The sequence below is a fragment of the Glutamicibacter ardleyensis genome (genome assembly GCF_014644555.1).
Classification (GTDB): Bacteria; Actinomycetota; Actinomycetes; order Actinomycetales; family Micrococcaceae; genus Glutamicibacter; species Glutamicibacter bergerei.
In genome coordinates, this window is the sequence record NZ_BMKX01000002.1 from 485,199 (window position 1) to 509,553 (window position 24,355).

Genomic DNA, 24,355 nt, shown 5'->3' on the forward strand with positions numbered 1-24,355 from the left:
AAAGCCACCCAATACCGCTAACCGTTCGTCGTTAGGCAACCTGCCGTTGGGCGCAAGAATTTATCCGTTAGGCCACGTATGTTACGCAACCCCTAGTGAGCTGGACACAAATAGCCAATAGTGAACTTAGTCACAACGCACATGTGTGCATCATCACTATTTTGCAATTCGCTCAAGGAGGGCACCAATGAGTGCTGAACCGCAACCCGATGTCTCAGAGGACATTGATTTTGTGGCGGAAAGGGATTCGGAAGAATTCCAGGAACTGCGCAAGACTCACCGCAGCTTCGTTTTCCCCATGGCAATCTTTTTCCTCGTCTGGTATTTCGCTTACGTCTTACTTGCCGACTACTTCCACGACTTCATGTCCATCAAGGTCTTCGGCAACGTCAACATGGGTATCCTTCTTGGCCTGTTGCAGTTTGTCTCAACCTTCGTCATTACCGGCATGTATGTGCACTTCTCCAACAAAAAGCTTGATCCTAAGGCAGCGAAAATTCGTAAGCGCCTTGAAAAAGAGGGCGTGAACTAATGAATTCTTCGCTGATCCTGGCCCAAGCGGCCGAGGCTACCCAGGTGGGTAACCCGCTAGTAAACATTGCGATTTTCGCAGCCTTTGTCGGCATCACTCTGGTGATTGTGCTGAAGGCAAGTAAGAACAACAAGACCGCGGCGGATTATTATGCCGGTGGTCGTTCCTTCACCGGAACCCAAAATGGTACCGCCATCGCCGGCGACTACCTTTCGGCAGCTTCCTTCCTGGGCATTGTTGGCGCGATCGCGATCAACGGGTATGACGGATTCCTTTACTCCATTGGCTTCCTCGTCGCATGGCTTGTTGCACTGCTGCTGGTGGCCGAACTACTGCGTAACACCGGTAAGTTCACCATGGCTGATGTGCTTTCCTTCCGCCTCAAGCAGCGTCCGGTACGAATTGCCGCGGCGATCTCCACTCTTGCCGTATGCGTGTTCTACCTGCTGGCACAGATGGCTGGCGCCGGTGCGCTGGTCTCGCTGTTGTTGGGTATCGATGAGAAGTTTGGCCAGTCACTGGTCATCATCGTCGTGGGCGCATTGATGATCATGTATGTACTGATCGGCGGGATGAAGGGCACCACCTGGGTGCAGATCATCAAGGCCTGCCTGCTGATCGCCGGCGCATTGGTCATGACCATCTGGACTCTGGCACTATTCGATTTCAACTTCTCAGCTCTGCTGGGCAAAGCCGCCGAGGTAGCTGGCAACCCAGAAATTCTGAACCCGGGTATGCAGTACGGTAAGTCCGAAACCTCGAAGCTCGACTTCATCTCCTTGGCCTTGGCCCTGGTGCTTGGTACCGCTGGCCTGCCGCACGTGCTGATGCGCTTCTACACGGTTCCTACCGCGAAGGAAGCTCGCAAGTCCGTAGTTTGGGCGATCTGGTTGATCGGCGCTTTCTACCTGTTCACCCTGGTTCTTGGCTTCGGCGCCGGCGCGCTGATCGGCCCAGACAAGATCAAGGCCGCTCCGGGCGGCGTGAACTCCGCGGCTCCATTGCTGGCCTATGAACTGGGCGGCACCCTGCTGCTGGGTCTGATTTCCGCGGTCGCATTCGCGACGATCCTTGCAGTGGTCGCTGGTCTGACGATTACCGCCGCGGCATCCTTCGCACACGATGTCTACGCTTCGGTGATTGCCAAGGACAAGACGACCCCGGAAAAGGAAATGAAGGTTGCCCGTCGCACGGTGATCGTGATCGGTATCTTCGCTATCGCCGGTGGTATCGGTGCTCAGGGACAGAACGTCGCCTTCTTGGTGGCGCTGGCCTTCGCCGTAGCAGCCTCGGCAAACCTGCCAACGATTCTGTACTCGCTGTTCTGGAAGGGCTTCAAGACCCGCGGCGCGGTGTGGTCCATGTACGGTGGTTTGGGTTCGGCAATCTTGCTGATCATCTTCTCCCCAGTATTCTCCGGATCGCCAACTGCGATGGTTCCAGGCATCGATATCTCCATCTTCCCGCTGGCTAACCCGGGCATTGTGTCCATCCCATTGGCCTTCATTCTCGGTTGGTTGGGTTCGATTACCGATCCAGGTACCGAAGACATCACCAAGCAGGCAGAAATGGAAGTTCGTTCGCTGACCGGTGTGGGTGCCGAGAAGGCAGTTGATCACTAAACGATCAACAATCTAGTTTGTAGGTGAACAACCGGTAGTGGCCGGGACCAGTCGTCAAGAACGGTCCCGGCCACTGCTTTGTGCTGTGGAGAAAATCTACTTTTGGGCCAATAAGCGTTGGACTCGAGGTTTAACCTCGGTGGCCAGTAAGGTAATGGATTCTAAGAGGTGTTCTTGCGGTAGGCCACCAATGTCGGTCTGTAAGAAATGGCGCATATGTCCGAGGTAGCCGTGCAAATGCACGATTCGTTCGGCTACCTCATCGGGGGACCCGACGTAGTAGGCGCCCGGGGCTTCGGCTTGGGAATCATAGGCGCGTTTATCCGGTGCCGGCCAGCCCCGTAGTCTGCCCATTTCCACGTTCAAGTTGTACCAACCCGGGTAGAAACGATCCAGCGCTTCTTGTTTTGTGGGTGCGACAAGTCCCAAGGCAGCGACGGAAATCTTCAGGTCTTGTTCATTGCGTCCGGCAGCAGCACCAGACTTCCGGTAGAGCTCAGCGAGCGGGGCAAACCGGTGTGGTGCCCCGCCGATAATTCCGTAGGAGATGGGTAGACCTAATTGACCGGCGCGAGCAGAAGATGCCGCGTTTCCGCCGGTGGCTAGCCAGATGGGCAGCGTTCCTTGAACTGGGCGAGGTACCACGGCGAGGTCGGCTAACGCCGGACGTTTACTGCCAGACCATGTGACATTTTCATTCGTTGAATTGTTGATGGTCATCAGCAGGTCAAGCTTCTGAGCGTAGAGCTCGTCATACTCTTGGAGGTCATATCCAAAGAGCGGAAACGTCTCGACCGAAGAGCCACGGCCGGCGGTAATTTCAACGCGTCCGCCGCCGGAGATGATATCTGCCGTGGCGAACTGTTGGTATACGCGCACCGGGTCATCGGTACTGATAATACTGGCGGCACTTCCTAGGATAATCTGCTTAGTTGCTGCCGCGGCGGCGTTGATCAGTGCGCCAGGAGAAGAAGCTGGCATCGTAGTGGTGTGGTGTTCACCAATACCGAAGTAATCCAGTCCGCTTTGGTCAGCCACCTTGATCGCTTGGAAAAGGTTGGTGATGGCTTGGGCTGTTGAACCTAATGATCCGTCAGAGTTTCGTTGAGTATCACCGAAACTGTAAGAGCCGATTTCCATAAGTTTGCCGTCCTTGGTTACTCGCCGAATTGGTCATCAGATTGAGATTTTGAGTCCGCGAACAGTGCGGATAACTGCGCCGTATCAACGCGGCCGTTGAACAGTGGGTTGCCCGGTACGAATTGGCGGCCAGCACTGAGCGCTCCGGCATCAACGCAGTCGAATCCGAGTCGGTGGATGAAGTCCAGGACATTAGCTTTAGCTTGTGCATTATCTCCGGCGACGGCAAGAGCCCGGCGGCCTGTGGTGCGCGCAGGCGAGGCATCAGGTTCCAGCTCGTGGTAACCAACGTGGTGAGAGGACTTTGTAACGTGGGAGCCGGAATGATGTCCTGCGACGACCTGGCTGGAAGGCAAAAGTGGCTGGGCAAAATCTGCAATCTGGCCGTCGGCTCCAGCCCAGTAGTTCATGGCGTCTACGACGGTTTTCCCATGCAACGCTTGGGCATCGAGCGGCGTGTATTTATGCAGCGGCATTGCCATAATCACTATGTCGGTGGAGGCTACTTCGCCTGCCGAGACCGCTTCCGCGCCCGGCGCCGAGGATGCCAATGGTTTGTGTTGATCGACCGGTTTCTTGCATGACGAGCTGAGCCGCCTTTCAGCAATTTGTTCTGTAAAGCAGACTATATTGATAACAGAACATCTGTGCAACCCCGTAAATTCGGATATGCTGGTGATCATGAGTACCTCACGCACTGCCGCGCACCATAACGACACCGCCCTCGGCGATTTCCTGCCCGGAGACCTTGGGTGGCATCTCGGAATGATCTTGCGTGGACACCAACTGGCGCTTACGCACTGCGTGGGGGATCTGCCAGGTTCGGTGCGTGGGTTTCAGCTGCTCTCCACGGTGGTCCATCGTGACCCCGCCAACCAACAGGCGCTCGGTGCCCATCTTGGAATTGACCGCACAGTGCTGACCTATCTCATCGATGACCTCGTTGAGGCCCTGCTGGTGGAAAGAGTGCCTGCACCGAGTGATCGACGAGCGCGCAAGATTATTGCAACACCACACGGTAAAGAGCGGTTGAAAGAACTCGAAAATAAAGTGCGTGAGGCGGAGGCAGAACTTTTGGTAGGCCTGAATGTAGAGCAATCCGCGCAATTAGCGCATCTGGTCTCGGAGCTTTCGACAAGTATTCATCGGGCGCAACCGGGGATGAACCCTTGCGAAGAGATGGATGCGCTGGGGTAACTAGTGCCTTCTTAGCCGCGCTTGCCCTCCAAATCTTGGGCCAGCGAGAGTTCAATGAGTTTAGTGGTGCGATAAGGAACTAGCTCAGCCATGGATAGGGCCGAATCGGCGCGGTTGACTCCTTCGATATTCAACAGCAACCCATGCACGCGGAAAAGTTCCTCGGCGTTTGCGGCTGCGGCACGCACTAAAATATCGGCCGAACCGGTCAGCCCATGAGCTTCTAAAACTTCGGGGATCTGCGCCAACTTCTTGGCAATCTCCTCCAAATGACGTTGGTCCACGTGCAGCTCAATAAAGGACAACAAGCCAAAGCCCAGAGCCGTCGGTGGGATCCGTCGATCTATGGGGGAGAGAACTTCGGTTTCTAAACGATTGAGTCTTGACTGCACGGTATTTCTGCCCAAGCCAAGCGCTGTTGCCAGCGATGAAGCGGTTCTTCGGGTGAGCTTTGATAGCGAGAGCAGGATTCGTCGATCAGTGGTGTCTAAAGGTTGCATAATGCGCACATTAGCACCCGCTCACGGGTCTGGATAGTGCGTTTTGCTTTATTTACTTTCTTGCCATTGTGCAACTTGCGCCATGTGAGTAGCATCACAGGTAAGTGGTCGCGCTGAATTAGCCGTCCACCACTGACTACGCGAGAGTAAGGATGCCGATCGTGTCCACCCAGCACATCGACGTAGCCGCCGGATGCCTACCCACGCACCAGCTGCTCAACGTCTCTGGAGAACGAACTCCAGACGAAGAACTAGACCATCATCTGACCGGGCTCACCGAGCAAGACCTGGCAGATTTCCTCCGCGACATGGTTGTCTTGCGTCGCCTAGATAATGAGGCCACGGCGCTGCAACGCCAAGGACAGTTGGGCCTCTGGGCGCCATTGCTTGGCCAAGAAGCTGCCCAAATTGGTTCAATCCGCGCCACCGAAGATACCGACTTCATTTTCCCTTCCTACCGTGAGCACGGAGTTGCCTGGGCCCGAGGCGTTAAAGCCGAAGATCTGCTCAGCGTCTGGCGCGGTGCCACCGCCAGCGGTTGGGACCCTCATGAGGTAAATATTGCTTGCCAGCAGATTGTCATTGGATCTCAGGCGTTGCACGCCGCCGGGTATGGCATGGGCATCAAATTTGATGGTGGTAAAGAAGTTGCCGTGGCCTACTTTGGGGACGGGGCGACCAGCCAAGGCGACGTCAACGAAGCGCTGGTCTTCGCCGCGAGCTACCAGGCGCCGGTGCTGTTCTTCTGCCAGAACAACCAGTGGGCCATCTCCGAGCCGGTCGGCTTGCAGAGCCGCACGCAGATTGCTGACCGTGCCAGTGGATTTGGCGTCAAGACCTGGCGGGTGGACGGCAACGACGTACTCGCGGTTTATGCAGCCACCAAGGCCGCGCTGGCACACGCTCGTCATGGACTAGGCCCAACCTTTATCGAGGCAGTGACCTACCGTATGGGTTCGCATACCACCGCCGATGATCCCACTCGTTACCGAAAAAATGAGCAGGTTGAAGAGTGGCGGGCCAAGGATCCTATTGATCGATTGGTCAATCACCTGACGGTGCTCGGCGCTGATGTGCAGTCCTACCAGCAGCGAGCCCAGAATGCAGCGGACAAACTAGCTGCCGAGCTACGTGAGGCCATCACCACGATGCCCGATCCTGAACCACATGAACTTTTTGATCATGTGTATGCCGAAGAGCATGAACCAAGCCGCAGGGAGCGGGACACCTACCTGCAGTACCTAACAAATTTCCAGGATGGTGGACTATGAGCGTTTCAATGATGAAGGCGCTAAACCAGTCCTTGCGTGACGCGCTGACCGAAGACGAAAAGGTCATACTGCTCGGCGAAGACATTGGCACCCTCGGCGGCGTATTCCGCATTACCGACGGGCTGAAAGACGAATTTGGCGAGCATCGGGTGGTTGACACACCACTTGCCGAATCCGGGATCGTCGGTAGCGCCATCGGTTTGGCCTACCGTGGTTACCGTCCAGTGGTGGAGATCCAATTTGATGGATTCACATACCCCGCCTTTGATCAGTTGGTTTCACAGCTGGCAAAGATGCACTTCCGTTCACGGGGCCGGGTGAAAATGCCGGTGACCGTGCGTATTCCATATGGCGGCGGAATCGGCTCACCGGAACACCACTCGGAATCTCCGGAGGCCTATTTCTCCCACACCGCGGGATTGCGGGTTTTTGCACCCTCCAGCGTGGAAGATGCCTATGTGATGTTGCGTCAGGCGATCGCTTGCGACGATCCGGTGATCTTCTTTGAACCCAAACGCCGGTATCACGAAAAAGCGGACATTGAGCTAAGCACCCCAGAGCAGACCGGTTCACCCAAGGCAAAGGTGCTCCATCAAGGAAACGACGTGACGGTGGTGGGATATGGCCCCACCGTTTATACCCTCAATGATGCGGTGCTGGCAGCCGAAGACGAAGGCGTGAGCCTGGAGGTCATTGACCTACGCTGCCTGGATCCGTTGGACCTGGAAACGGTCGCCGAATCGGTCAAGCACACCGGAAAACTTGTGGTGGTCCATGAAGCGAGCAGGACCTCAGGAATCGGTGCGGAGATCTGCGCTCAGATCACCGAGACCTGTTTCGACTATCTGGAGCATGCACCATTGCGCGTGACTGGGTTTGATATTCCGTATCCACCTTCACGGCTCGAATCCCATCATTTGCCAGACCTGGACAAAGTGATGCATGCCGTGGACACGGTCATGCGCCGCAACGAGACACACGCCGGAGGTGCCAAGTGATGGCTCCCAATACTTTCAAGTTGCCAGACCTCGGTGAAGGGCTCACCGAGTCCGAAGTTTTGAACTGGAAAATTCAGGTAGGCGAGCATGTCGCGCTGAACCAGATCATCGCCGAGGTGGAAACCGCGAAGGCAGTCGTTGAGCTGCCCTCGCCATTTGCCGGAATTGTGCAGAAACTGCATGCCTCCGCCGGCGAGGTAGTCCCCGTGGGCGGACCACTGGTGACCTTTGGAGATGAGGCAGCAGAATCTGATACCGGGAATCCACGCGGAGAAAGCGGCGACGCGGGATCCGGGGACCGGACTCCGACCCTGGTTGGCTATGGCGCTCCTGCAACCAGTGGACATCGCCCGGCTCGCCGTGGACGCGCGTCGCAGAACCAGCCTTCGGCTACCGTACTGCCAGCGGCAACGCCCCAGGCATCGGCTCACAACTCACAGGCCGAGGATAGCGGCGCTCGCCGAACCGCCACTCGCAGCACACCGCCGGTGCGCAAGCTGGCCCGGGATCATGGCATCGAGATTTCCTCGGTGCGCGGAACCGGTGCCGACGGCGCGGTGCTGCGTGCCGATATTGAGGCCCTGATTGGTGCTCCGCAGCAGGACATGCAGCCAGAGCCTGCAACGACGGGAACAGTGGCGGGCGACCGCCGGGTAAAGATCAGTGCGGTGCGCCGCGCGACGGCTAAGGCCATGGTCGACTCGGCTTTCACCGCCCCGCACGCCACCGAATTCCTTACCGTGGATCTGACCGAGTCGATGCAGCTTGTCGAGAAGCTGCGCAAGCATCCGTTGCTCAAGGACGTGAAGCTCAACATCACGACACTGACTTCGTTGATAGTCACCCGTTTGCTGGGTACCTACCGCGCGCTGAACTCGCGGTGGGATGCGGCAAATGACGAAATCGTTGAGTTCGGCTCGGTGCATTTGGGTATGGCTGTGGCCAGTGATCGTGGACTGCTGGTGCCGGTGGTCAAAGATGCGCAGTCAAAGTCGTTGCGTGATTTAGCCGAAGAGCTCACGCAAATCATTGAATTGGGCAGGGCAGGGAAGCTCTCGCCGGCGCAACTTAGCGGTGGAACGTTCTCGATTACGAACGTTGGAGTGTTTGGCGTGGACGCCGGCACCCCGATTCTTCCTCCGGGCCAGTCCGGAATTCTTGCCCTTGGACAGGTCAAGCGCCGTCCGTGGGAGTTCGAGGATCAAGTGGCCTTGCGTCACACCTCAACGTTGGCGCTGTCCTTCGATCATCGCGTTGTCGATGGCAAGGAAGCTAGCGAGTTCCTTGCTGGCATCGGCGCAGTGCTGGAGGACCCTGGGATGATGAATATTTTTATTTGATTCCATGGTTGCTTCATGTCTTGAAAATTAGAATATCTGGTTGATCAGATCGACCTCAAGTACTACTTTCATATTTATTCATTGGTTGTTTCGCAATATTTGATGTAATCTCGTTCACTACGTGCTATAGCTCACTTTCGAGGCGCACGGCATCTGTGAATTGCAGAAGCAGCAACGAACTTTTGAGGAGAAGAAAGATGCGATACTCGCACGCATCGAAGGCGCTGGTTTTGTCCGCTGCCTTGGCATTGACACTAACCGCCTGTGGCGGAGGGACCCCGGAGGAATCTGCCAACGGCGGTTCCGAGGGCGATGCCACCAAGGTCATCACCGCTAACACCACCGAACCACAGAACGGCCTATTGCCGGCAAACACCAACGAAGTTGGTGGCGGCCGTGTGATGGACCTGATCTTCACCGGGCTGGTCAGCTATGACGCCAAGGGCAAGCCTGTTAATGAGATCGCGGAATCGATTGAAACAACAGATTCCCAGAACTACACCATCAAGCTCGTTCCAGGTCACACCTTCTCCGACGGCTCCCCAGTCACCGCTGCTTCATTCGTAGATGCCTGGAACTTCGGTGCAGCCGCTAAGAACGCGCAGTTGAACTCCTACTTCTTCGAATCCATCAAGGGTTACAAAGAAGTCAGCGCTGAGAATGCGAAGACCGAGAAGATGGAAGGGTTGAAGATTGTCGATGACAATACCTTCACCGTTGAACTGAGCCAGCCGGAGTCTGACTTCCCGCTGCGTCTTGGCTACACCGCCTTCATGCCGCTTCCAGAAGCAGCCTTCAAAGATCCAAAGGCCTACGGCGAAGCACCTGTCAGCAACGGACCATACAAGTTGGCGGAGTGGAACCACGACGTCAACCTGAAGCTCGAAGTCAACGAATCCTACGAGGGACCACGTAAGGCCGCTAACGGCGGTATCGACTTCAAGGTCTACCAGTCCACGGAGTCCGCATACCAGGACATCATGGCCGGCAACTTGGACGTACTGGACCAGATCCCACCATCAGCACTGGCCAACTACCAGTCCGATCTGGGTGACCGTTCGGTCAACGCACCTTACGCAGGTAACGCAACCATCACCATCTCCGGCTACTTGGATCACTTCAAGCAGGGCGAAGAAGGCAACCTGCGTCGTGCAGCGATCTCTCGCTCCATTGACCGTCAGCAGATCATCGACAAGGTGTACTTCGGCGGCAAGGTCAAGGCCGAAGAATTCACCGCACCGGTGCTCGAAGGCTACAGTGCCGATATCCCGGGCAGTGAAGTTCTCGACTTCGATGCCGATGCAGCCAAAAAGCTGTGGGATGAAGCCAACGCCATTGAAAACTGGGATGATTCCGAAGAATTCTCCATCGGCTACAACGTTGATGGCGCCGGCAACAAGGAATTCGTCGAAGCTGTAGCCAACCAGGTCAAGAACACCCTGGGTATCAATGCTGTCGCCAAGCCTTACACCTCCTTCAAGGCGTTGCGCGATGACGTTACCAAGAAGAAGATGACCGGCGCACACCGCTCCGGTTGGCAGGCAGACTACCCATCGATGTACAACTTCCTCGGCGCCCTGTACGGCACCGGAGCAGGTTCCAACGATGGCGATTACTCGAACAAGGAATTCGACGACAAGCTCAAGGAAGGTCTCGCCGCAACCGATCCGGCCGAAGGCGCAAAGATCTTCAACGAGTCGCAGGAAATCCTTTTCAAGGATCTGCCAGCTATTCCACTGTGGTACCAGGCAGTCCAGGGCGGCTGGAGCGAGAACGTTTCAAACGTCGAGTTCGGTTGGAACGGTGTTCCAATCTACAACGCCATCACCGGCAAATAGATTCACTAGCTAAGTCGCCTAGTCAGGTTCGACTCAGTTGAAAACGTCTCAGGGAGACCCGGCAACATCAGGGTCTCCCTTTGGCGTGTCAGTCCTCCCTCTCTATCTGAACGTCTGGTTTGTGCCGACGGAAAGAGGAAATAAAAATGGCCACGTGCCTTGCAACGTCTCGAGGTGAGACGCACTCATGCTAGCTTTTACGCTCAAGCGATTCTTGCAGCTGATTCCGGTGTTTATCGGTGCCACGCTGCTCGTATACTTCTTGGTCTTCGCGACCCCCGGAGATCCAATCTCCGCACTTTCTGGCGGTAAGCCAATGACGCCAGCCGTCGAATCCGCGCTACGTGCCCAGTACAACCTGGACCAGCCATTCTGGGTTCAATATGGCTTGTACTTGAAAAACTTGGTTACCCTGGATCTGGGTATGTCCTTCTCCGGACAGGAAGTCCGAGACCTGCTGGCCCGTGCATTCCCAGTTACCGCACGGTTGGCAGTGATGGCATTGGCTATCGAAGCAGTCTTCGGCATTTTCTTCGGTGTCATCGCAGGCATGCGCAAAGGCAAGGCCTTTGATTCCACCGTGCTGATCCTTTCGTTGATCGTGATCGCAATTCCTACCTTCGTGCTGGGCTTTGTGCTGCAGTTTGTCGTCGGAGTTAAGCTCGAATGGGCCAAACCTACCGTCTCCGGCGGAGCAACATGGGGCGAGCTCATTCTTCCCGCGGTGGTTCTTGGCTTGGTTTCCTTCGCCTATGTCCTGCGTCTGACCCGTACCTCGATTATCGAGAACAAACAGGCGGACTATGTACGCACCGCTACCGCTAAGGGCTTGAGCCGCGGGCGTGTTATCAACGTGCACATCCTGCGAAATTCGCTGATCCCAGTGGTGACCTTCCTAGGTGCCGACCTGGGATCGCTCATGGGTGGCGCGATCGTCACCGAGGGTATCTTCAACGTTCCCGGTGTCGGCAACCTGCTGTACCGCGCAATCCTCAAGGGTGAAACCCCCACGGTTGTCGCGGTGGTCGGTGTGCTCGTGATCGTCTTCGTGCTCGCCAACCTCATCGTAGACATGCTTTACGCCCTGCTTGACCCAAGGATCCGTTATGCCTGAGAACCAGAATCAAAATCCTGAGGCCGGATTGCCTATCAGCAAGATCCGTGCCGGAAAAGTTTCTAAGTACACCATTCCGCACTTTGTTGCGCCACTAGACGAGACCCCGTTGCAGGGTGTCGATGCGGTCAAGGAAACGGGAAAGCCACTATCCATGTGGGCAGAAGCCTGGCGTTCGCTGCGCAAACGCCCGTTGTTCATCATTTCTGCGCTATTGATCATCGTGGTGATCGCTATTGCGACGATTCCAGGGTTGTTTACATCGGTTGATCCAACCTCCTGCTACTTGGAATTTTCTAATGAAGGACCAAGCTCAGGCCACCCGATGGGTTATAACTTCCAAGGTTGCGACGTGTACGCACGCGCCATCCACGGAACACGTGCCTCGCTGATGGTCGGCATTTTCACCACAATCTTCGTGGTGCTCATTGGCGGCACCATCGGTGCTCTTGCTGGTTTCTATGGCGGCTGGTTGGATACCATCTTGGCTCGCCTCGGTGACATCTTCTTTGCACTTCCAATGGTGCTTGGTGCCATCATCGTCATGCAGCTTCCCGCATTCCGAGACAATAAAAGCGTATGGACAGTTATTGTCACGCTCGCAATTTTCGGATGGCCTCAGGTCGCGCGTATTACCCGTGGTGCGGTGCTCGAAGCGCGCGATGCGGACTTCGTTAAAGCCTCACGTGCGTTGGGACTGTCGCGTGGCAAGTCATTGCTCAAGCACGTGATCCCGAACGCCATGGCACCGGTGATCGTCGTCGCTACCGTAAACCTAGGTGTGTACATCGTCGCCGAGGCGACGCTCTCCTTCCTTGGTCTTGGACTTCCATTTGAGGTGATGAGCTGGGGTAACGATATCTCTTCGGCTCAATCTCAACTTCGTAATAACCCGATGATGTTGATGTGGCCTGCACTGTTCTTGTCCGTCACCGTCTTGAGCTTCATCATGCTCGGCGATGCAGTGCGTGATGCACTGGATCCTAAGTCTCGAAAGGGGAACTAACTGTGGTGCAGAATTCAGAACCCAAGCCCCTGCTGGAAATCAAAGACTTGGCCATTACCTTCAGCACGCCTGACGGCCCGGTCAACGCGGTGCGCAACGCCAACCTGACGGTGATGCCCGGCGAGACCGTGGCCATTGTCGGTGAGTCCGGTTCGGGCAAGTCCACCACCGCTCTGGCGGCCATCGGCCTGCTTCCAAGCAACGGCGAAGTCTCAGCTGGGCAGATTCTTTTTGACGGCGAGGATATTTCCAAGGCCAGTGAAAAGCGGTTTGTTGAGTTGCGCGGCAACCACATCGGCATGGTTCCGCAGGACCCGATGAGCAACCTCAACCCAGTGTGGAAAATTGGTTTCCAGGTCAAAGAGACTTTGAAAGCCAATGGCCTGGCTGGCAGCAATCCCAAGCAGCGCGTGGCGCAGGTCTTGGCCGATGCTGGCCTGCCCGATCCGGAAACGCGGATGAATCAGTATCCGCATGAGTTCTCTGGCGGTATGCGGCAGCGTGCGCTGATTGCCATCGGTTTGGCCTGCCGTCCACGCTTGCTGATCGCTGATGAGCCCACCAGTGCGTTGGATGTTACCGTGCAGCAGCAGATCCTGGATCACTTGGACACCATGACCAGCGAACTGGGCACCGCCGTCCTGCTGATCACCCACGATTTGGGCTTGGCCGCAGAACGCGCCGAGAAGGTCATCGTGATGTACAAGGGCCAGGTTGTTGAATCTGGTCCAGCGTTGGAACTGCTGCGCAATCCACAGCACCCGTACACCAAGCGACTGATCAACTCCGCGCCGTCGTTGGCCGCGCAGCGTGGTGACAAGCACGAGATGGCAGTGGACGAAGTAGTGGCAGAAAAGTCCGAACCACTGCTGAAGATCTCAAATTTGACGAAGGTCTTCGACATCCGCAAGGGCTTCGGTCGCAAAGAAAAGTTCACCGCAGTGGACAAGGTATCTTTTGAGATTCCCAAGGGCACCACGACCGCAGTGGTCGGTGAGTCCGGATCGGGCAAATCGACAATCGCGCAGATGGTGCTGAACCTGCTGGATGCGACCTCCGGAGACATCGTCTTCGACGGGCAAGCTATCGGCAAGCTCAGCGAACGCGAATTGTTCAAGTACCGTCGCCGTGTGCAACCGATCTTCCAGGACCCTTATGGTTCCCTGGACCCGATGTACTCGATTTACCGCACCATCGAGGAGCCTCTGCGCATCCACGGTATTGGTAATCAGGCATCTCGCGAGAAGAAGGTCAAGGAACTGCTGGGGCAGGTATCCATGCCGGCCTCGACCATGCACCGATTCCCGAACGAGCTCTCTGGCGGTCAGCGGCAGCGTATTGCCATCGCGCGAGCGTTGGCCTTGCAGCCGGAGATGATCGTCTGCGACGAGGCGGTCTCCGCGCTGGACGTGCTGGTGCAAGCGCAGGTGCTGGAGCTGCTTGATGAGCTACAGCGTGAATTGGGCCTAACCTACCTGTTCATCACCCACGACTTGGCTGTTGTGCGCCAGATCGCAGATAACGTCTGTGTGATGGAGCATGGGAAGCTCGTTGAGCAGGGAACGGTGGATGAGATTTTCGAGAATGCGAAGAGCGATTACACCCGAAACCTGTTGTCGGCCATCCCAGGTGCCAGCTTGATTTAAGGATTTTTCGGCTTTTTGCCACCAACTCAGGGCAGTGAACTCTTCGAAGAGTCGCTGCCCTGAGTTCGTTAAAAAATGACTTATTCAAGAAATGTTTCAGTTTTTTCGGATCTGAAATAAATGTTGCAAAAACGTTATAAACGAGTTTGGTGGTGGCGGGGCTCAATCACCGCTTCTGATTGAAAAAACCCAATGTGAAAGAAATCCTTGAAATCCCGGGGGAAGTGAGCCAAGTCGCTAAACTCGCCAGTAACAAGCGAATCGAAACTCGAAAGTTTTGGAAACGTTCCTAAGAGATATGAAGCGGATCTTTCTATATCCAAGATGGCAAAAGCCAGTTAGTCTATTGCTCAATGGTTCCATCATGTGATGTGTTCCACAGTGGACCGCATGGTTCAGAACTCGTATCGTTCATATTCTCAAGGAGGCGGAATGCGATTCCAACGTGTTTCGAAGGCAGTAGTAGTAGGTGCTGCAATGGCTTTGGCCCTGTCGGCATGTGCACCAGGTGGCAGCGGCACCGATCCGAAGGCTTCGGAGTCAGGCAACACCAGCGGGAACGGTTCAGCTGAAGTGACCAACAGTGGTCTCGCAGACCTCGGTGACATCACTACCAAGGACGACACCATTGCGGTCTCGGTGGGCGCACCAGAATTCATCAGCTACAACGGGTTCACTCCGAACACCTACTCGACTTACAACTCCGCTATCACGGACCGCATGTTCGCAAGCTTCTCGTACTTCGGTACCGATGGAAAGCTCTACCCGAACGAAGATCTCGGCTCTTATGAGAAGGTCAGCGACGATCCGCTGACCATCAAGTACACCATCAGCGATAATGCTAAATGGTCAGATGGAACGCCTATCACCGTGGCTGACTCGGTCTTGGCCTGGGGCGTGCAGAACTTGAACCTCAACGAAGGTTCCAAAGAAAAGCCGCTGTTCAACTCGGTCTCCGTCGACCTGGGCGATACCGTGCCAAAGGGCCCACAGGGTGACGTTGCAGGCAAGGAATTCACCGTTGAATTCTCGGCCCCGGACCCTGACTGGGCGCTGCAGTCCTGGCTACTGCAGCCAGCTCACGTGGTAGCCAAGGAAGCTGGCATGAGCACCGAAGAGCTGGCTAACGCCATCCTTGCCGGTGAATCAGACAAGCTGAAGAAGGCCGCCAAGTTCTGGAACGAAGGCTGGAACACCAACCCGGGCACCCTTCCAAAGGAAGAAATCATGCCAGTTTCCGGGCCGTACAAGCTCGGATCCTGGAAGGCTGGCGAATCGGTCACCCTGGTAGCGAACGAGGACTACTACGGTACCCCCGCCGCCACCAAGCAGCTGAACTTCCGCTTCGTTGAAGACGCTGCAATGGTTCAGGCACTGCAGAACAAGGACATCGACGTCATCAACCCACAGCCAACGGTTGATACCTTGGCTCAGCTTGAGGCACTTGGTGACCAAGTAGCCATCCAGCAGGGTGACACCCTGACCTGGGAGCACTTGGACTTCAACTTCCGTGGAAAGAATGCGTTCAAGAACCTGGAACTGCGCAAAGCATTTGCCATGTGCGTTCCGCGTCAGAACATCGTCGACAACTTGGTCAAGCCTCTGAACCCAGAAGCAGTGGTCATGAATGCTCGCGAAGTATTCCCATTCCAGGACAACTACGAAGAAGTTGTCTCAGCTTCCTATGACGGTCGCTACGATCAGGTTGACATTGAAGGGGCAAAGAAGATCCTCGAAGCCGAGGATGCAGTGGGCACCAAGGTGCGCATTGGCTACTCCGCTCCCAACGAGCGTCGCACCAACGAAGTTGCTGCCATCAAGTCCTCCTGTGATGAGGCTGGCTTCAAGGTCGAAGACGCTGGAGATCCGAAGTTCTTCGCACCAGGCGGAACCCAGGAACGCGGTGACTACGACGTAGCACTGTTCGCATGGGCAGGTTCAGGCCAGATCTCTTCAGGCCAGAACATCTACGCCACCGGTAAGCCACAGAACTACGGCCAGTACTCCAACGAGCAGGTTGACGCCGAATGGAAGACCTTGGCAAGTTCCTTGGACCCAGCGGTACACCTGGAGCAGACCAAGAAGATTGAGAAGCTCTTGTGGGATGACCTGTACGGCATCCCAGTATTTGCCCACCCAGGGCTGAGTGCCTCGGGTTCAGATATCCAGAATGTCCGCCACACCGCGACGCAGTCACAGATCGTCTGGAACGCCGAACAGTGGGTACGTGCAGAGTAGCTGCCATTAGGCACTGAGCTCAGACACCGTGAGTGAACGACTGCGGGGCCCGATAGACCGTCGGGCCCCGCAGTGTGTCCACCACATCCCCACAATGATTCGTTGACGCCACCACCCAAGGTAAGCGAATCGTCCGGTGAGAAACGAAAGTAGGACATAAACGCCGTGTTGAAATTCATCGCCAAACGACTTGGATCGGCCATCGGTGTGCTCTTTGCAGCTTCGCTGCTGCTGTACATCCTGGTCATTAATTCGGGTGACCCGCTGAAAGACCTGCGTGAAAGTAACGCAGATAACCGCGAATACCTGATGGCACAACGTATCGAATACATGGAGCTAGATCAGCCCTGGTACCTTCGCTACTGGGACTGGCTGACCGGCGTTTCCAAGTGCTTCGTTGGACAGTGCGACTTAGGCCGTAATATCAACGGCGTGGAAGTCTCGGGACTCCTTGCCAACGCTGCCGCCTCGACCTTGCGCCTGGTGCTCATCGCCACGGTGATCGCCGCAATCCTCGGTATCGCCATCGGTGTGCTCACCGCGGTGCGTCAATACTCCGGCCTTGACTACATCGTCACCTTCCTGACCTTCCTCTTCTTCTCACTTCCAGTCTTCTGGGCAGCTGTATTGCTGAAGGAATACCTGGCCATTGGATTTAATGACTGGATAGCCTCGCCAGACATATCCTTGGGTACCTCCATACTCATCGGCATAGTCTTGGGCCTGATTATGCAGATGTTCTTAGCCGGCTCGCTCAAACGTCGTGCTCTGACCTTCGTCGCTGTAGCGATCTTTGTGCCCTTGGTACTGCAATACTCGCTCTGGCTGAACTTCTACCGTTTCCCGCAAATGGGCCCAGCAATCGTGGTCGTCTTGACCTTGCTGGTGGCACTATCCGCCACCTCGATGACGGCTGGCCTGAAGGAAAAACGTGTACTTTATCCGGCGCTGATCACCGTGGTGCTCGTGCTTGCCGCCTACTACGCGACCTTCTACCTGATGTCCGAACCGAACACCTGGATCCTCTTGGGCGGGCTGATCCTCGCCGTAGCGATCCCGGCGCTTGTTGGACGCCTTATGGGTGGACGACTTCGTAAGAACGCGGCCAGCGTAGCAATGGTGACAGGTTTTGTCGGCGCCGCGCTCACCGTTATCGACCACATATTCCGTGCTTGGCCGGGCTTCTTGGACAACAAGGGCCGCCCAATTTCCACTATTGGTTCCTCTACCGCGAACTTTGAGGGCGGTTATTGGGATCACTTCTTGGATAACGGCACCCAGTTGCTGCTGCCCACCATTTTGTTGGCAATCATTTCGCTGGCAAGCTACTCGCGCTACACCCGCTCTTCAATGCTGGAAGTACAGCAGCAGGATTACATTCGTACCGCCCGCTCTAAGGGACTAAGCGAACGTACGGTGATTTTCCGTCACGCATTCCGCAACGCGATGATCCCTATCGCCACCATCGCGGCCTTCGACTTCGCAGGGCTCATCGGTGGTGCGGTGATTACCGAGCGCGTCTTCGGTTGGAAGGGCATGGGCGAAATGTTCGCCACCGGCCTGGACCATGTGGACGCCAACCCGGTAATGGCCTTCTTCTTGGTCACCGGTACCGCAGCGATCATTTTCAACCTGCTGGCAGACATTGTCTACGCCATGCTCGACCCACGCATTCGCGTCTAGGCGGCCATGACAATCATCAGCAATCGTGTCTGGGACATTAAGGACAAACGATGAGTAACACCAACGACAATCTGCCGCAGAACCTCACCTCCGTAGCCGAGGTAGAGGACGCGAAGCTGGCTCGCCAGTCCGAAGATTCAAAGAGCCAAGGCCGCATCGTCATTGGACGGTTCGTCAAGCATAAGCTCGCCATGACCTCCAGCGTGATCCTAGTTTTTATCACCATCTTTGCTTTCAGCTCCGTAGGGTGGGGAGTAATCCCCGGATGGTGGGACAAGTCTTATCTAGACGCTGGTGCAGTAATCAATGGTGGCAAGCCAACGCTTAGCCTGGTGCCTACCTGGTTAGGTGGCGAAGGAATCCGCTGGGGAGAAAATCCCTTCGGCCAGGATTCCATTGGCAAAGATTACTTTGCACTGGTGATGACAGGAACACAGAAGTCCATCATCATCGGCGTGGTAGTCGGATTGGTCTCCACATTCCTCGGTGCAGTCATCGGCGCGGTTGCCGGTTACTTCCGCGGCTGGGTTGATGAAGTACTGATGCGCATCACCGATCTGTTCATCGTGATCCCACTGTTGGTGCTGGCCGCTGTGTTGGGCCAGATCGCCGGTGCGAGCTCAGGCTCTATTATCACCTTGGCCTTCGTTTTGGGTCTGGTCACCTGGACGGGCTTGGCCCGTCTGGTTCGCGGTGAGATCCTCTCGCTACGTGAACGCGAATACGTGGCGGCAGCCCAAGCCATGGGTTCCAAGACCTCGCGTGTGATCTTCAAACACTTGCTGCCAAACACCATCGGTGTGATCGTGGTCAACGCGACCTTCGCGATCGCCGGCGCGATCCTGCTGGAATCCTCGCTGTCCTACCTAGGCTTCGGTGTCCAGCCACCGGAATCCTCACTGGGTCTACTGATCAGCCAGTACCAGAATGCGTTCACCTCTCGTCCGTGGCTCTTCTGGTGGCCAGGCATGATTATCGTTGCCATCGCGCTGAGCGTGAACTTCCTCGGCGATGGCCTGCGAGATGCTTTTGACCCACGCCACACTGGCAAGAAGCGCCGCCGCCGAGCTGGGCTCTTCGCCCTGCCAACTCGTAAGGAGAAGCCATGAGCACCGAAGCAGCAGAAAATTATGCCCTGAGCTTCACCGACCTGAAGGTCACCTTTGAAACCGCCGGACCTGACGTACACGCGGTGAAGGGTTTGTCCCTAGCTGTACGCCCCGGCGAAGTTGTTGCCTTGGTGGGCGAGTCCGGTTCGGGTAAGTCCGTCACCTCCACCGCCGCCATGGGATTGCTTCCGGAGAACGCGTACATCACTGGCGAAGCCAGAGTTGGAAACGTAAACGTGGTGGGCCTAGACCAAGGCAAGATGCGCAAGATGCGTGCTACCGACATCGCCATGGTGTTCCAAGAACCTATGACGGCATTGAACCCGGTGCTGACCATTGAACGCCAGCTCACCGAAGCACTAGAACTGCATGACGTGGCATACGGTAAGGAAGCTACCGACAGGGCAATCGAGCTGCTCACCCTGGTAGGCATCCCAGATCCAGCCAAACGTATTAAGCAGTACCCACACCAGTTCTCTGGTGGTCAGCGTCAGCGCATCGTGATCGCCATGGCGATCTCCTGTGATCCGAAGGTGATTATCGCCGATGAGCCAACCACCGCGTTGGACGTCACCGTGCAGGCAGAAATTCTTGACCTGCTGCGTGAGCTCAAAGACCGACTGAACACTGGTATCTTGCTGATTACCCACAATATGGGTGTCGTGGCAGATATGGCAGACCAAGTTGCGGTGATGTTCCAAGGCAACTTGGTGGAAACCGGCGACGTTCAGCAAGTCTTGCTCCACCCGCAACACGAGTACACTCAGCGCTTGCTTTCCTCGGTACCCCGGCTTTCTCCGGTGATCATCGATGAGAACGCCCCACGCAGTGAGCCGACCGTCCCGGCGGAACGCGAGCTGGTGCTGGAAGCCAAAGATCTGGTGTTGGAATACAACATGCGTGGCAAGATCTTCCGTGCGGTGGAAAACGTCAGCTTCGACGTCGCTAAGGGCGAGGTACTGGGTATCGTGGGCGAGTCCGGCTCGGGTAAGTCGACCATTGCTAAGGCGGTACTCGGACTGCTACCGGTGGCCGCAGGCACGCTGGCGGTCAAGGGACATAACCTGCCTAAGCTATCGACACGTCAGGCACGTGCTGTGCGTAAGGACATCGGTGTGATCTTCCAGGATCCTGCCGCGTCATTAAATCCGCGTTTCCCGATTGGTGACTGCATTACCGAACCCATGGTGGTGCACAAGGTCGGAAACAAGGCCTCTCGGACCAAGCGTGCCTTGGAGCTGCTGGATGCGGTCAAGCTGCCACGCAACGTGATCAACCGTTACCCACATGAGCTTTCCGGCGGTCAGCGCCAGCGTATTTGTATCGCTCGTGCGCTAACCATGAATCCAGAATTGCTAATCGCTGACGAGCCAACCAGTGCCTTGGACGTATCTGTTCAAGCAGTCGTCTTGGAGATGCTCCAAGATTTGCAGCGCGACTTCAATTTTGCGTGCCTCTTCGTCAGCCATGATCTGGCCGTGGTGGATATGCTCGCCGATTCAGTGGTCGTCATGCAAAACGGCAAGGCCGTAGAGCAAGGGCGTGTTGATACCGTATTGCACGCACCTACCCACGATTACACTCGTCGCTTGTTGGCCGCCGCTCCGGTGCCAGACCCGATCGAGCAGGCCGTACGTCGTGATGCATGGAGAATTTTGAACAGCACTAAGTAGCCGAAGAGCTGTGCGTGGATAAGGGGCTGGTTTGCCGAGGCAATACTCGACAAGCCAGTCCCTTTCGTATTTGTCTCTGTCTGCCTAGAGTTGAAGCAGAATTCGCTGGCCACTGGCTAAATACTGGAGTGAGGTTGTTTGGCCTGTAAACGTGTCGAGTGTTCCCGACGGATCATTGGCCGAAGCTTTTACCAAAGAGCATCATGATATTGATGCGGCGATTGAGAACTACCTGGCTTCGACTCATGAGGGCCCAGAACAGCGGGCCAAGATGTTGCTGGAAGCAGTCATCGCGTTGCGACGACATATTTATCTTGAAGAAGAGGTAGTGTTTCCCGACCTACCTCGCGCCACGCTTATGATGCCGTTGATGGTTATGCACCGGGAACACGGTGAACTGTGGCGCCGGATGGACGTCCTAGAAGAATCATTGCAAAGCGGAAGTGCCGATGAACAGTTGATGGCGGACTGTCAAGAATTGTTGTCCTTGTTGGACAACCATAATTCTAAAGAAGAGCCGATCATCTATCCGCAGATGGATACCGCGCTCAGTGTGCAGGAGCAACAAAAGGTTGCCCATCTTTAGCTGGGGGAGCGCTTCCCGAAGGCTGGGTCTGTCAAGACGCCTAATACGGTTTGCTCGCCACTAGAACTGTGGATTTTGGGGATTTGTATTGATTCTCATCGTCGCGTGAGAGTAGTGCTGTGTGCGTAGCCGTTTGTTCTTGATTTTAGAGGACTAAGGAGCAACTCCCTAGGCCTGGAGGAATGCGATGTACAGACGGCTAATGCCTTGCACCGAGCACCAGAGAATTGTGGGCGATGAACGGGCTGCTCGTTTCCCTGAAGCAGCTTAAAAGCTAGCCGTGGTTCACTCGTCATTGAGTGAACCACGGCTAGTTTGAAAGCTCCGAAAATTAGTCGTTGAGTTCTAAAACGATCTCGGTGACAACTGCGGCGCGTGCGTTGGAGAAGATCTGCTCCGTGCCAACCTGCTTAAATCCGCGACGCTCCAAGACCTTCAGCGAACCAAGATTGTCCTGGACAACGTGAGCGGTCAACGGACGCTTGGTGAACTCTGCCAAGAAGGCGTCTACCGCGCTGGTGGTGATTCCCTTACCCCAGAACTTGGTGGAGGTCCAGAAATTGATTTCTGGCTTCGCGCCATCAAAAACCAAGATTGATCCGGCAACTTCACCCTCGTGCTCGATGGTGCGAACCAGCACCGATTCGTCGTTGAGGATGGAGCTCCAGTGGTGATCGAATACCGCACGATCTGACGGATTACGCGCCTGGTATGCGGCCATGAGGTTCGCCTCGGGCTCTTGCTGATGAGCAAAGAAGGCGTCCAAGTCGGAAGGGCGGACTTCACGTAGTTGCACGATAAAGACCTTTCTTTCGTGAGGTGGTACGCGCCCGATTGAACGCGCCCAAAGATGTGTGGGACTTAGGTTCTAGACTACCGGGGATGTTAGTGCCGCGAGTGCCATATTGGACAGTAACGGTTTTAACCCTGATTTTTTGGTACGTGGTGAGTGTGCGGAGTGCGCCGTCGAGTTCAGCAACCCGAAGACCGCATGAGCCCTGAATCGGTGCGATTGCGGACTGCCGGTGGGGTGCATTTTGGCCAGCTGCTCGGTCCATAAAGAGATATAACTATTTTGAAGTTTACGAACTAAAGCGAGTTCCGACTTTGGTAATGACTTCAAATCTCGGTCCTGGACCTGAAGGATATCGGGCCGAGAAAGTGAAAAATCGGTGTGAAAATCTACTAAACGTGACAAGACCTGAAATGGATCCCCACCGTTTTCAGCAGCTTCCAGCCCGCCGGCGTAGATATCTTTCGACATGTCCACGAGCAAAGCAATAAGCAAAGCCTGCTTACCTGCGAAATGCCGATACACAGCAGGGCCCGAAATACCGCAGGCGGCACCTAGATCTTCTAGGGACACTCCTGAATATCCGTGCAACGCAAAGAGCCGGGTAGCTTCACGCAACAACGCGTCACGGCGTTCTGCCTTGGCGCGCTCGCGATCTGTTGGCTCAGTGAGAGATTGATATCTGCTCAATGCATTTACTCCTTAGAAACCCCGCCCACAACTGGACAACTATGATCTACGCCACTAATGTCAAAATGTAGGTAGAAAACACAGTTAATAAGAATTAACCATACGCGCCGGACTGTCAGCTTCCAAGGTATTGCGTCCGCGTTCCGTATAACCCGTCACCGCAGACGACATCACAAGGGTCGCCTCGGTGAGGACAACCTCGAAAGAAGAGAGTGCCCGTGATTGATCTCGAACTCGACGAACTGTACCAAGACCTGGTCGATGTCGTGCGTGAATTTGCCCAGCAAGTCGTTGCTCCTGTCAGTGCCAAGCACGACGCGGAACATAGCTTCCCCTATGACGTGGTCGCACAAATGGGTGAATTGGGGCTATTTGGCCTTCCGATCTCCGAAGAATACGGTGGCTCCGGTGGCGACTACTTCGCTCTAGCCTTAGCACTAGAGGAACTAGGCCGAGTCGATCAATCAGTCGCCATCACCCTCGAAGCAGGTGTGTCCCTCGGTGCTATGCCGATTTTCCGATTTGGCAATGAAGAACAAAAACAGCTTTGGCTACCAGATCTAGCAGCTGGCAAAAAACTCGCAGGTTTCGGCCTAACCGAGCCAGGCGCCGGTTCTGATGCTTCGGCTTCACGGACCAGAGCCAAGGTTGAGGATGGCCAATGGGTTATCGACGGTTCGAAGGAGTTCATCACGAACTCCGGGACAGATATCACCTCTCTGGTCACAGTCAGCGCGGTGACTGGGGTGAACGAATCCACCGGCAAAAAAGAAATCTCCACAATCATCGTTCCCAGCGGAACCGAAGGATTTACCGTGGAGCCTGCCTATAACAAGGTCGGTTGGCACGCCAGTGACACCCACCCGCTCAGCTTTAATGGTGCCCGGGTGCCGGAAGAAAATCTGCTGGGGGAGCGCGGGCGTGGCTACGCTTACTTCCTGGAGATCCTTGATGAGGGCCGCATCGCCATCGCAGCTCTGGCAACCGGCGCTGCACAGGGATGCCTTGATGAGGCCGTAAACTACGCGAAGACCCGCCAGAGCTTCGGCGCGGCCATTGGTAAAAATCAGGGGATCTCCTTCATGATTGCCCGCATGGCATCACGGGTACACACTTCACGTCTGGCCTACTACGCGGCTGCGGCGAAAATGCTGGCAGGCAAAGACTTCAAGATCGAAGCCGCACACGCAAAACTCGTGGCCAGCGAGGCCGCGATGGACAACGCGCGAGACGCGACCCAGATCTTCGGCGGTTACGGATTCATCAACGAATCCTTGGTGGCACGCCATTACCGAGACTCGAAGATCTTGGAGATCGGTGAAGGCACCACCCAGGTGCAATTGATGCTGATTGCCCGCAGCCTCGGACTGTAAAAGTAT

At 55.7% G+C, this 24,355-nt stretch carries 21 protein-coding genes; 16 read left to right on the forward strand and 5 right to left on the reverse strand.

Annotation, left to right across the window (positions count from 1 at the left end; all coding sequences use genetic code 11):
• Positions 1-187 precede the first annotated feature (187 nt).
• Together IEX04_RS06955 and IEX04_RS06960 are read left to right on the forward strand one after the other, a co-directional pair.
• The gene (locus IEX04_RS06955; protein ID WP_096256751.1) at positions 188-532 is read left to right on the forward strand and encodes a DUF485 domain-containing protein; all 345 of its coding nucleotides are present in this window, start codon (positions 188-190) and stop codon (positions 530-532) included.
• Positions 532-2,154 carry a monocarboxylic acid transporter gene (locus IEX04_RS06960; RefSeq protein WP_096256752.1) on the forward strand — a complete coding sequence of 541 codons (1,623 nt, stop codon included), beginning with the start codon at positions 532-534 and terminating at the stop codon, positions 2,152-2,154. The genes IEX04_RS06955 and IEX04_RS06960 overlap by 1 nt, the downstream gene beginning before the upstream one ends.
• 96 nt (positions 2,155-2,250) lie before the next feature.
• Here IEX04_RS06960 and IEX04_RS06965 read toward each other — a convergent pair whose 3' ends face one another.
• Positions 2,251-3,294: an LLM class flavin-dependent oxidoreductase gene (locus IEX04_RS06965; RefSeq protein WP_188684692.1), complete on the reverse strand. Its 1,044-nt coding sequence runs from the start codon at positions 3,292-3,294 to the stop codon at positions 2,251-2,253.
• A 17-nt stretch (positions 3,295-3,311) separates the two neighbouring features.
• Positions 3,312-3,845, reverse strand: a complete 534-nt coding sequence (locus IEX04_RS06970; protein WP_188684694.1) for an NADPH-dependent F420 reductase — start codon at positions 3,843-3,845, stop codon at positions 3,312-3,314.
• A gap of 130 nt (positions 3,846-3,975) precedes the next feature.
• On the opposite strand from IEX04_RS06970, the gene IEX04_RS06975 reads away from it, so the two are divergent.
• Positions 3,976-4,491 carry a MarR family winged helix-turn-helix transcriptional regulator gene (locus IEX04_RS06975; RefSeq protein WP_188684695.1) on the forward strand — a complete coding sequence of 172 codons (516 nt, stop codon included), beginning with the start codon at positions 3,976-3,978 and terminating at the stop codon, positions 4,489-4,491.
• Positions 4,492-4,502: 11 nt separating this feature from the next.
• Here IEX04_RS06975 and IEX04_RS06980 read toward each other — a convergent pair whose 3' ends face one another.
• A complete protein-coding gene (locus IEX04_RS06980) occupies positions 4,503-4,991 on the reverse strand; it encodes an Lrp/AsnC family transcriptional regulator (protein WP_096256756.1) in 489 nt (162 codons plus the stop codon).
• A 152-nt stretch (positions 4,992-5,143) separates the two neighbouring features.
• Between IEX04_RS06980 and pdhA the strand changes: the two genes are divergently transcribed.
• The 12 genes from pdhA (at position 5,144) to IEX04_RS07040 (ending at position 21,493) form a co-directional block, all read left to right on the forward strand.
• Positions 5,144-6,262 (forward strand): pyruvate dehydrogenase (acetyl-transferring) E1 component subunit alpha, encoded by a 1,119-nt coding sequence (gene pdhA, locus IEX04_RS06985; RefSeq protein ID WP_141392965.1) that lies wholly within the window; start codon positions 5,144-5,146, stop codon positions 6,260-6,262.
• A complete protein-coding gene (locus IEX04_RS06990; RefSeq protein ID WP_188684696.1) occupies positions 6,259-7,260 on the forward strand; it encodes an alpha-ketoacid dehydrogenase subunit beta in 1,002 nt (333 codons plus the stop codon). The genes pdhA and IEX04_RS06990 overlap by 4 nt, the downstream gene beginning before the upstream one ends.
• Positions 7,260-8,600, forward strand: a complete 1,341-nt coding sequence (locus tag IEX04_RS06995) for a dihydrolipoamide acetyltransferase family protein (protein ID WP_188684697.1) — start codon at positions 7,260-7,262, stop codon at positions 8,598-8,600. Before IEX04_RS06990 ends, IEX04_RS06995 begins: the two co-directional genes overlap by 1 nt.
• 197 nt (positions 8,601-8,797) lie before the next feature.
• Entirely contained in the window at positions 8,798-10,438 is a 1,641-nt protein-coding gene (locus IEX04_RS07000) for a peptide ABC transporter substrate-binding protein (RefSeq protein ID WP_188684698.1), read from the forward strand.
• 187 nt (positions 10,439-10,625) lie between these two features.
• On the forward strand, positions 10,626-11,552 hold the full coding sequence (locus IEX04_RS07005) for an ABC transporter permease (protein ID WP_188684699.1): 927 nt from the start codon (positions 10,626-10,628) through the stop codon (positions 11,550-11,552).
• Positions 11,545-12,558, forward strand: a complete 1,014-nt coding sequence (locus IEX04_RS07010) for an ABC transporter permease (RefSeq protein ID WP_188684700.1) — start codon at positions 11,545-11,547, stop codon at positions 12,556-12,558. Before IEX04_RS07005 ends, IEX04_RS07010 begins: the two co-directional genes overlap by 8 nt.
• A 2-nt stretch (positions 12,559-12,560) precedes the next feature.
• Positions 12,561-14,204, forward strand: coding sequence for an ABC transporter ATP-binding protein (locus tag IEX04_RS07015; protein WP_188684701.1), 1,644 nt, complete (start codon positions 12,561-12,563; stop codon positions 14,202-14,204).
• Between the two features lie 432 nt (positions 14,205-14,636).
• The gene (locus IEX04_RS07020) at positions 14,637-16,442 is read left to right on the forward strand and encodes an ABC transporter family substrate-binding protein (protein ID WP_188684702.1); all 1,806 of its coding nucleotides are present in this window, start codon (positions 14,637-14,639) and stop codon (positions 16,440-16,442) included.
• Positions 16,443-16,607: 165 nt separating this feature from the next.
• The gene (locus tag IEX04_RS07025; RefSeq protein ID WP_096256764.1) at positions 16,608-18,125 is read left to right on the forward strand and encodes an ABC transporter permease; all 1,518 of its coding nucleotides are present in this window, start codon (positions 16,608-16,610) and stop codon (positions 18,123-18,125) included.
• A 50-nt stretch (positions 18,126-18,175) separates the two neighbouring features.
• A complete protein-coding gene (locus IEX04_RS07030) occupies positions 18,176-19,234 on the forward strand; it encodes an ABC transporter permease (protein ID WP_096256765.1) in 1,059 nt (352 codons plus the stop codon).
• The gene (locus IEX04_RS07035; RefSeq protein ID WP_096256766.1) at positions 19,231-20,907 is read left to right on the forward strand and encodes an ABC transporter ATP-binding protein; all 1,677 of its coding nucleotides are present in this window, start codon (positions 19,231-19,233) and stop codon (positions 20,905-20,907) included. The genes IEX04_RS07030 and IEX04_RS07035 overlap by 4 nt, the downstream gene beginning before the upstream one ends.
• 151 nt (positions 20,908-21,058) lie before the next feature.
• Entirely contained in the window at positions 21,059-21,493 is a 435-nt protein-coding gene (locus IEX04_RS07040) for a hemerythrin domain-containing protein (RefSeq protein WP_229677047.1), read from the forward strand.
• A 331-nt stretch (positions 21,494-21,824) separates the two neighbouring features.
• Here the strand turns inward: IEX04_RS07040 and IEX04_RS07045 are convergent, their stop codons facing one another.
• Together IEX04_RS07045 and IEX04_RS07050 are read right to left on the reverse strand one after the other, a co-directional pair.
• Positions 21,825-22,289: a GNAT family N-acetyltransferase gene (locus tag IEX04_RS07045; RefSeq protein ID WP_096256767.1), complete on the reverse strand. Its 465-nt coding sequence runs from the start codon at positions 22,287-22,289 to the stop codon at positions 21,825-21,827.
• A gap of 72 nt (positions 22,290-22,361) precedes the next feature.
• On the reverse strand, positions 22,362-22,976 hold the full coding sequence (locus tag IEX04_RS07050; RefSeq protein WP_096256768.1) for a TetR/AcrR family transcriptional regulator: 615 nt from the start codon (positions 22,974-22,976) through the stop codon (positions 22,362-22,364).
• A gap of 218 nt (positions 22,977-23,194) precedes the next feature.
• Here IEX04_RS07050 and IEX04_RS07055 point away from each other — a divergent pair, with 218 nt between their 5' ends.
• Complete coding sequence (locus IEX04_RS07055; protein WP_096256769.1) at positions 23,195-24,349, forward strand: acyl-CoA dehydrogenase family protein; 1,155 nt, start codon at positions 23,195-23,197, stop codon at positions 24,347-24,349.
• Positions 24,350-24,355: the final 6 nt, after the last annotated feature.

Excerpts from the sequence above, each read along its gene's own strand:
- IEX04_RS06975 (WP_188684695.1), top strand. The coding sequence starts at position 3,976 with ATGAGTACCTCACGCACTGCCGCGCACCATAACGACACCGCCCTCGGC.
- IEX04_RS06955 (WP_096256751.1), top strand. The coding sequence starts at position 188 with ATGAGTGCTGAACCGCAACCCGATGTCTCAGAGGACATTGATTTTGTG.
- IEX04_RS07020 (WP_188684702.1), top strand. The coding sequence starts at position 14,637 with ATGCGATTCCAACGTGTTTCGAAGGCAGTAGTAGTAGGTGCTGCAATG.
- IEX04_RS07030 (WP_096256765.1), top strand. The coding sequence starts at position 18,176 with ATGAGTAACACCAACGACAATCTGCCGCAGAACCTCACCTCCGTAGCC.
- IEX04_RS06965 (WP_188684692.1), bottom strand. The coding sequence starts at position 3,294 with ATGGAAATCGGCTCTTACAGTTTCGGTGATACTCAACGAAACTCTGAC.
- IEX04_RS06980 (WP_096256756.1), bottom strand. The coding sequence starts at position 4,991 with ATGCAACCTTTAGACACCACTGATCGACGAATCCTGCTCTCGCTATCA.
- IEX04_RS07000 (WP_188684698.1), top strand. The coding sequence starts at position 8,798 with ATGCGATACTCGCACGCATCGAAGGCGCTGGTTTTGTCCGCTGCCTTG.
- IEX04_RS06960 (WP_096256752.1), top strand. The coding sequence starts at position 532 with ATGAATTCTTCGCTGATCCTGGCCCAAGCGGCCGAGGCTACCCAGGTG.
- IEX04_RS07035 (WP_096256766.1), top strand. The coding sequence starts at position 19,231 with ATGAGCACCGAAGCAGCAGAAAATTATGCCCTGAGCTTCACCGACCTG.
- IEX04_RS06990 (WP_188684696.1), top strand. The coding sequence starts at position 6,259 with ATGAGCGTTTCAATGATGAAGGCGCTAAACCAGTCCTTGCGTGACGCG.
- pdhA (WP_141392965.1), top strand. The coding sequence starts at position 5,144 with ATGCCGATCGTGTCCACCCAGCACATCGACGTAGCCGCCGGATGCCTA.
- IEX04_RS07005 (WP_188684699.1), top strand. The coding sequence starts at position 10,626 with ATGCTAGCTTTTACGCTCAAGCGATTCTTGCAGCTGATTCCGGTGTTT.
- IEX04_RS06995 (WP_188684697.1), top strand. The coding sequence starts at position 7,260 with ATGGCTCCCAATACTTTCAAGTTGCCAGACCTCGGTGAAGGGCTCACC.
- IEX04_RS07010 (WP_188684700.1), top strand. The coding sequence starts at position 11,545 with ATGCCTGAGAACCAGAATCAAAATCCTGAGGCCGGATTGCCTATCAGC.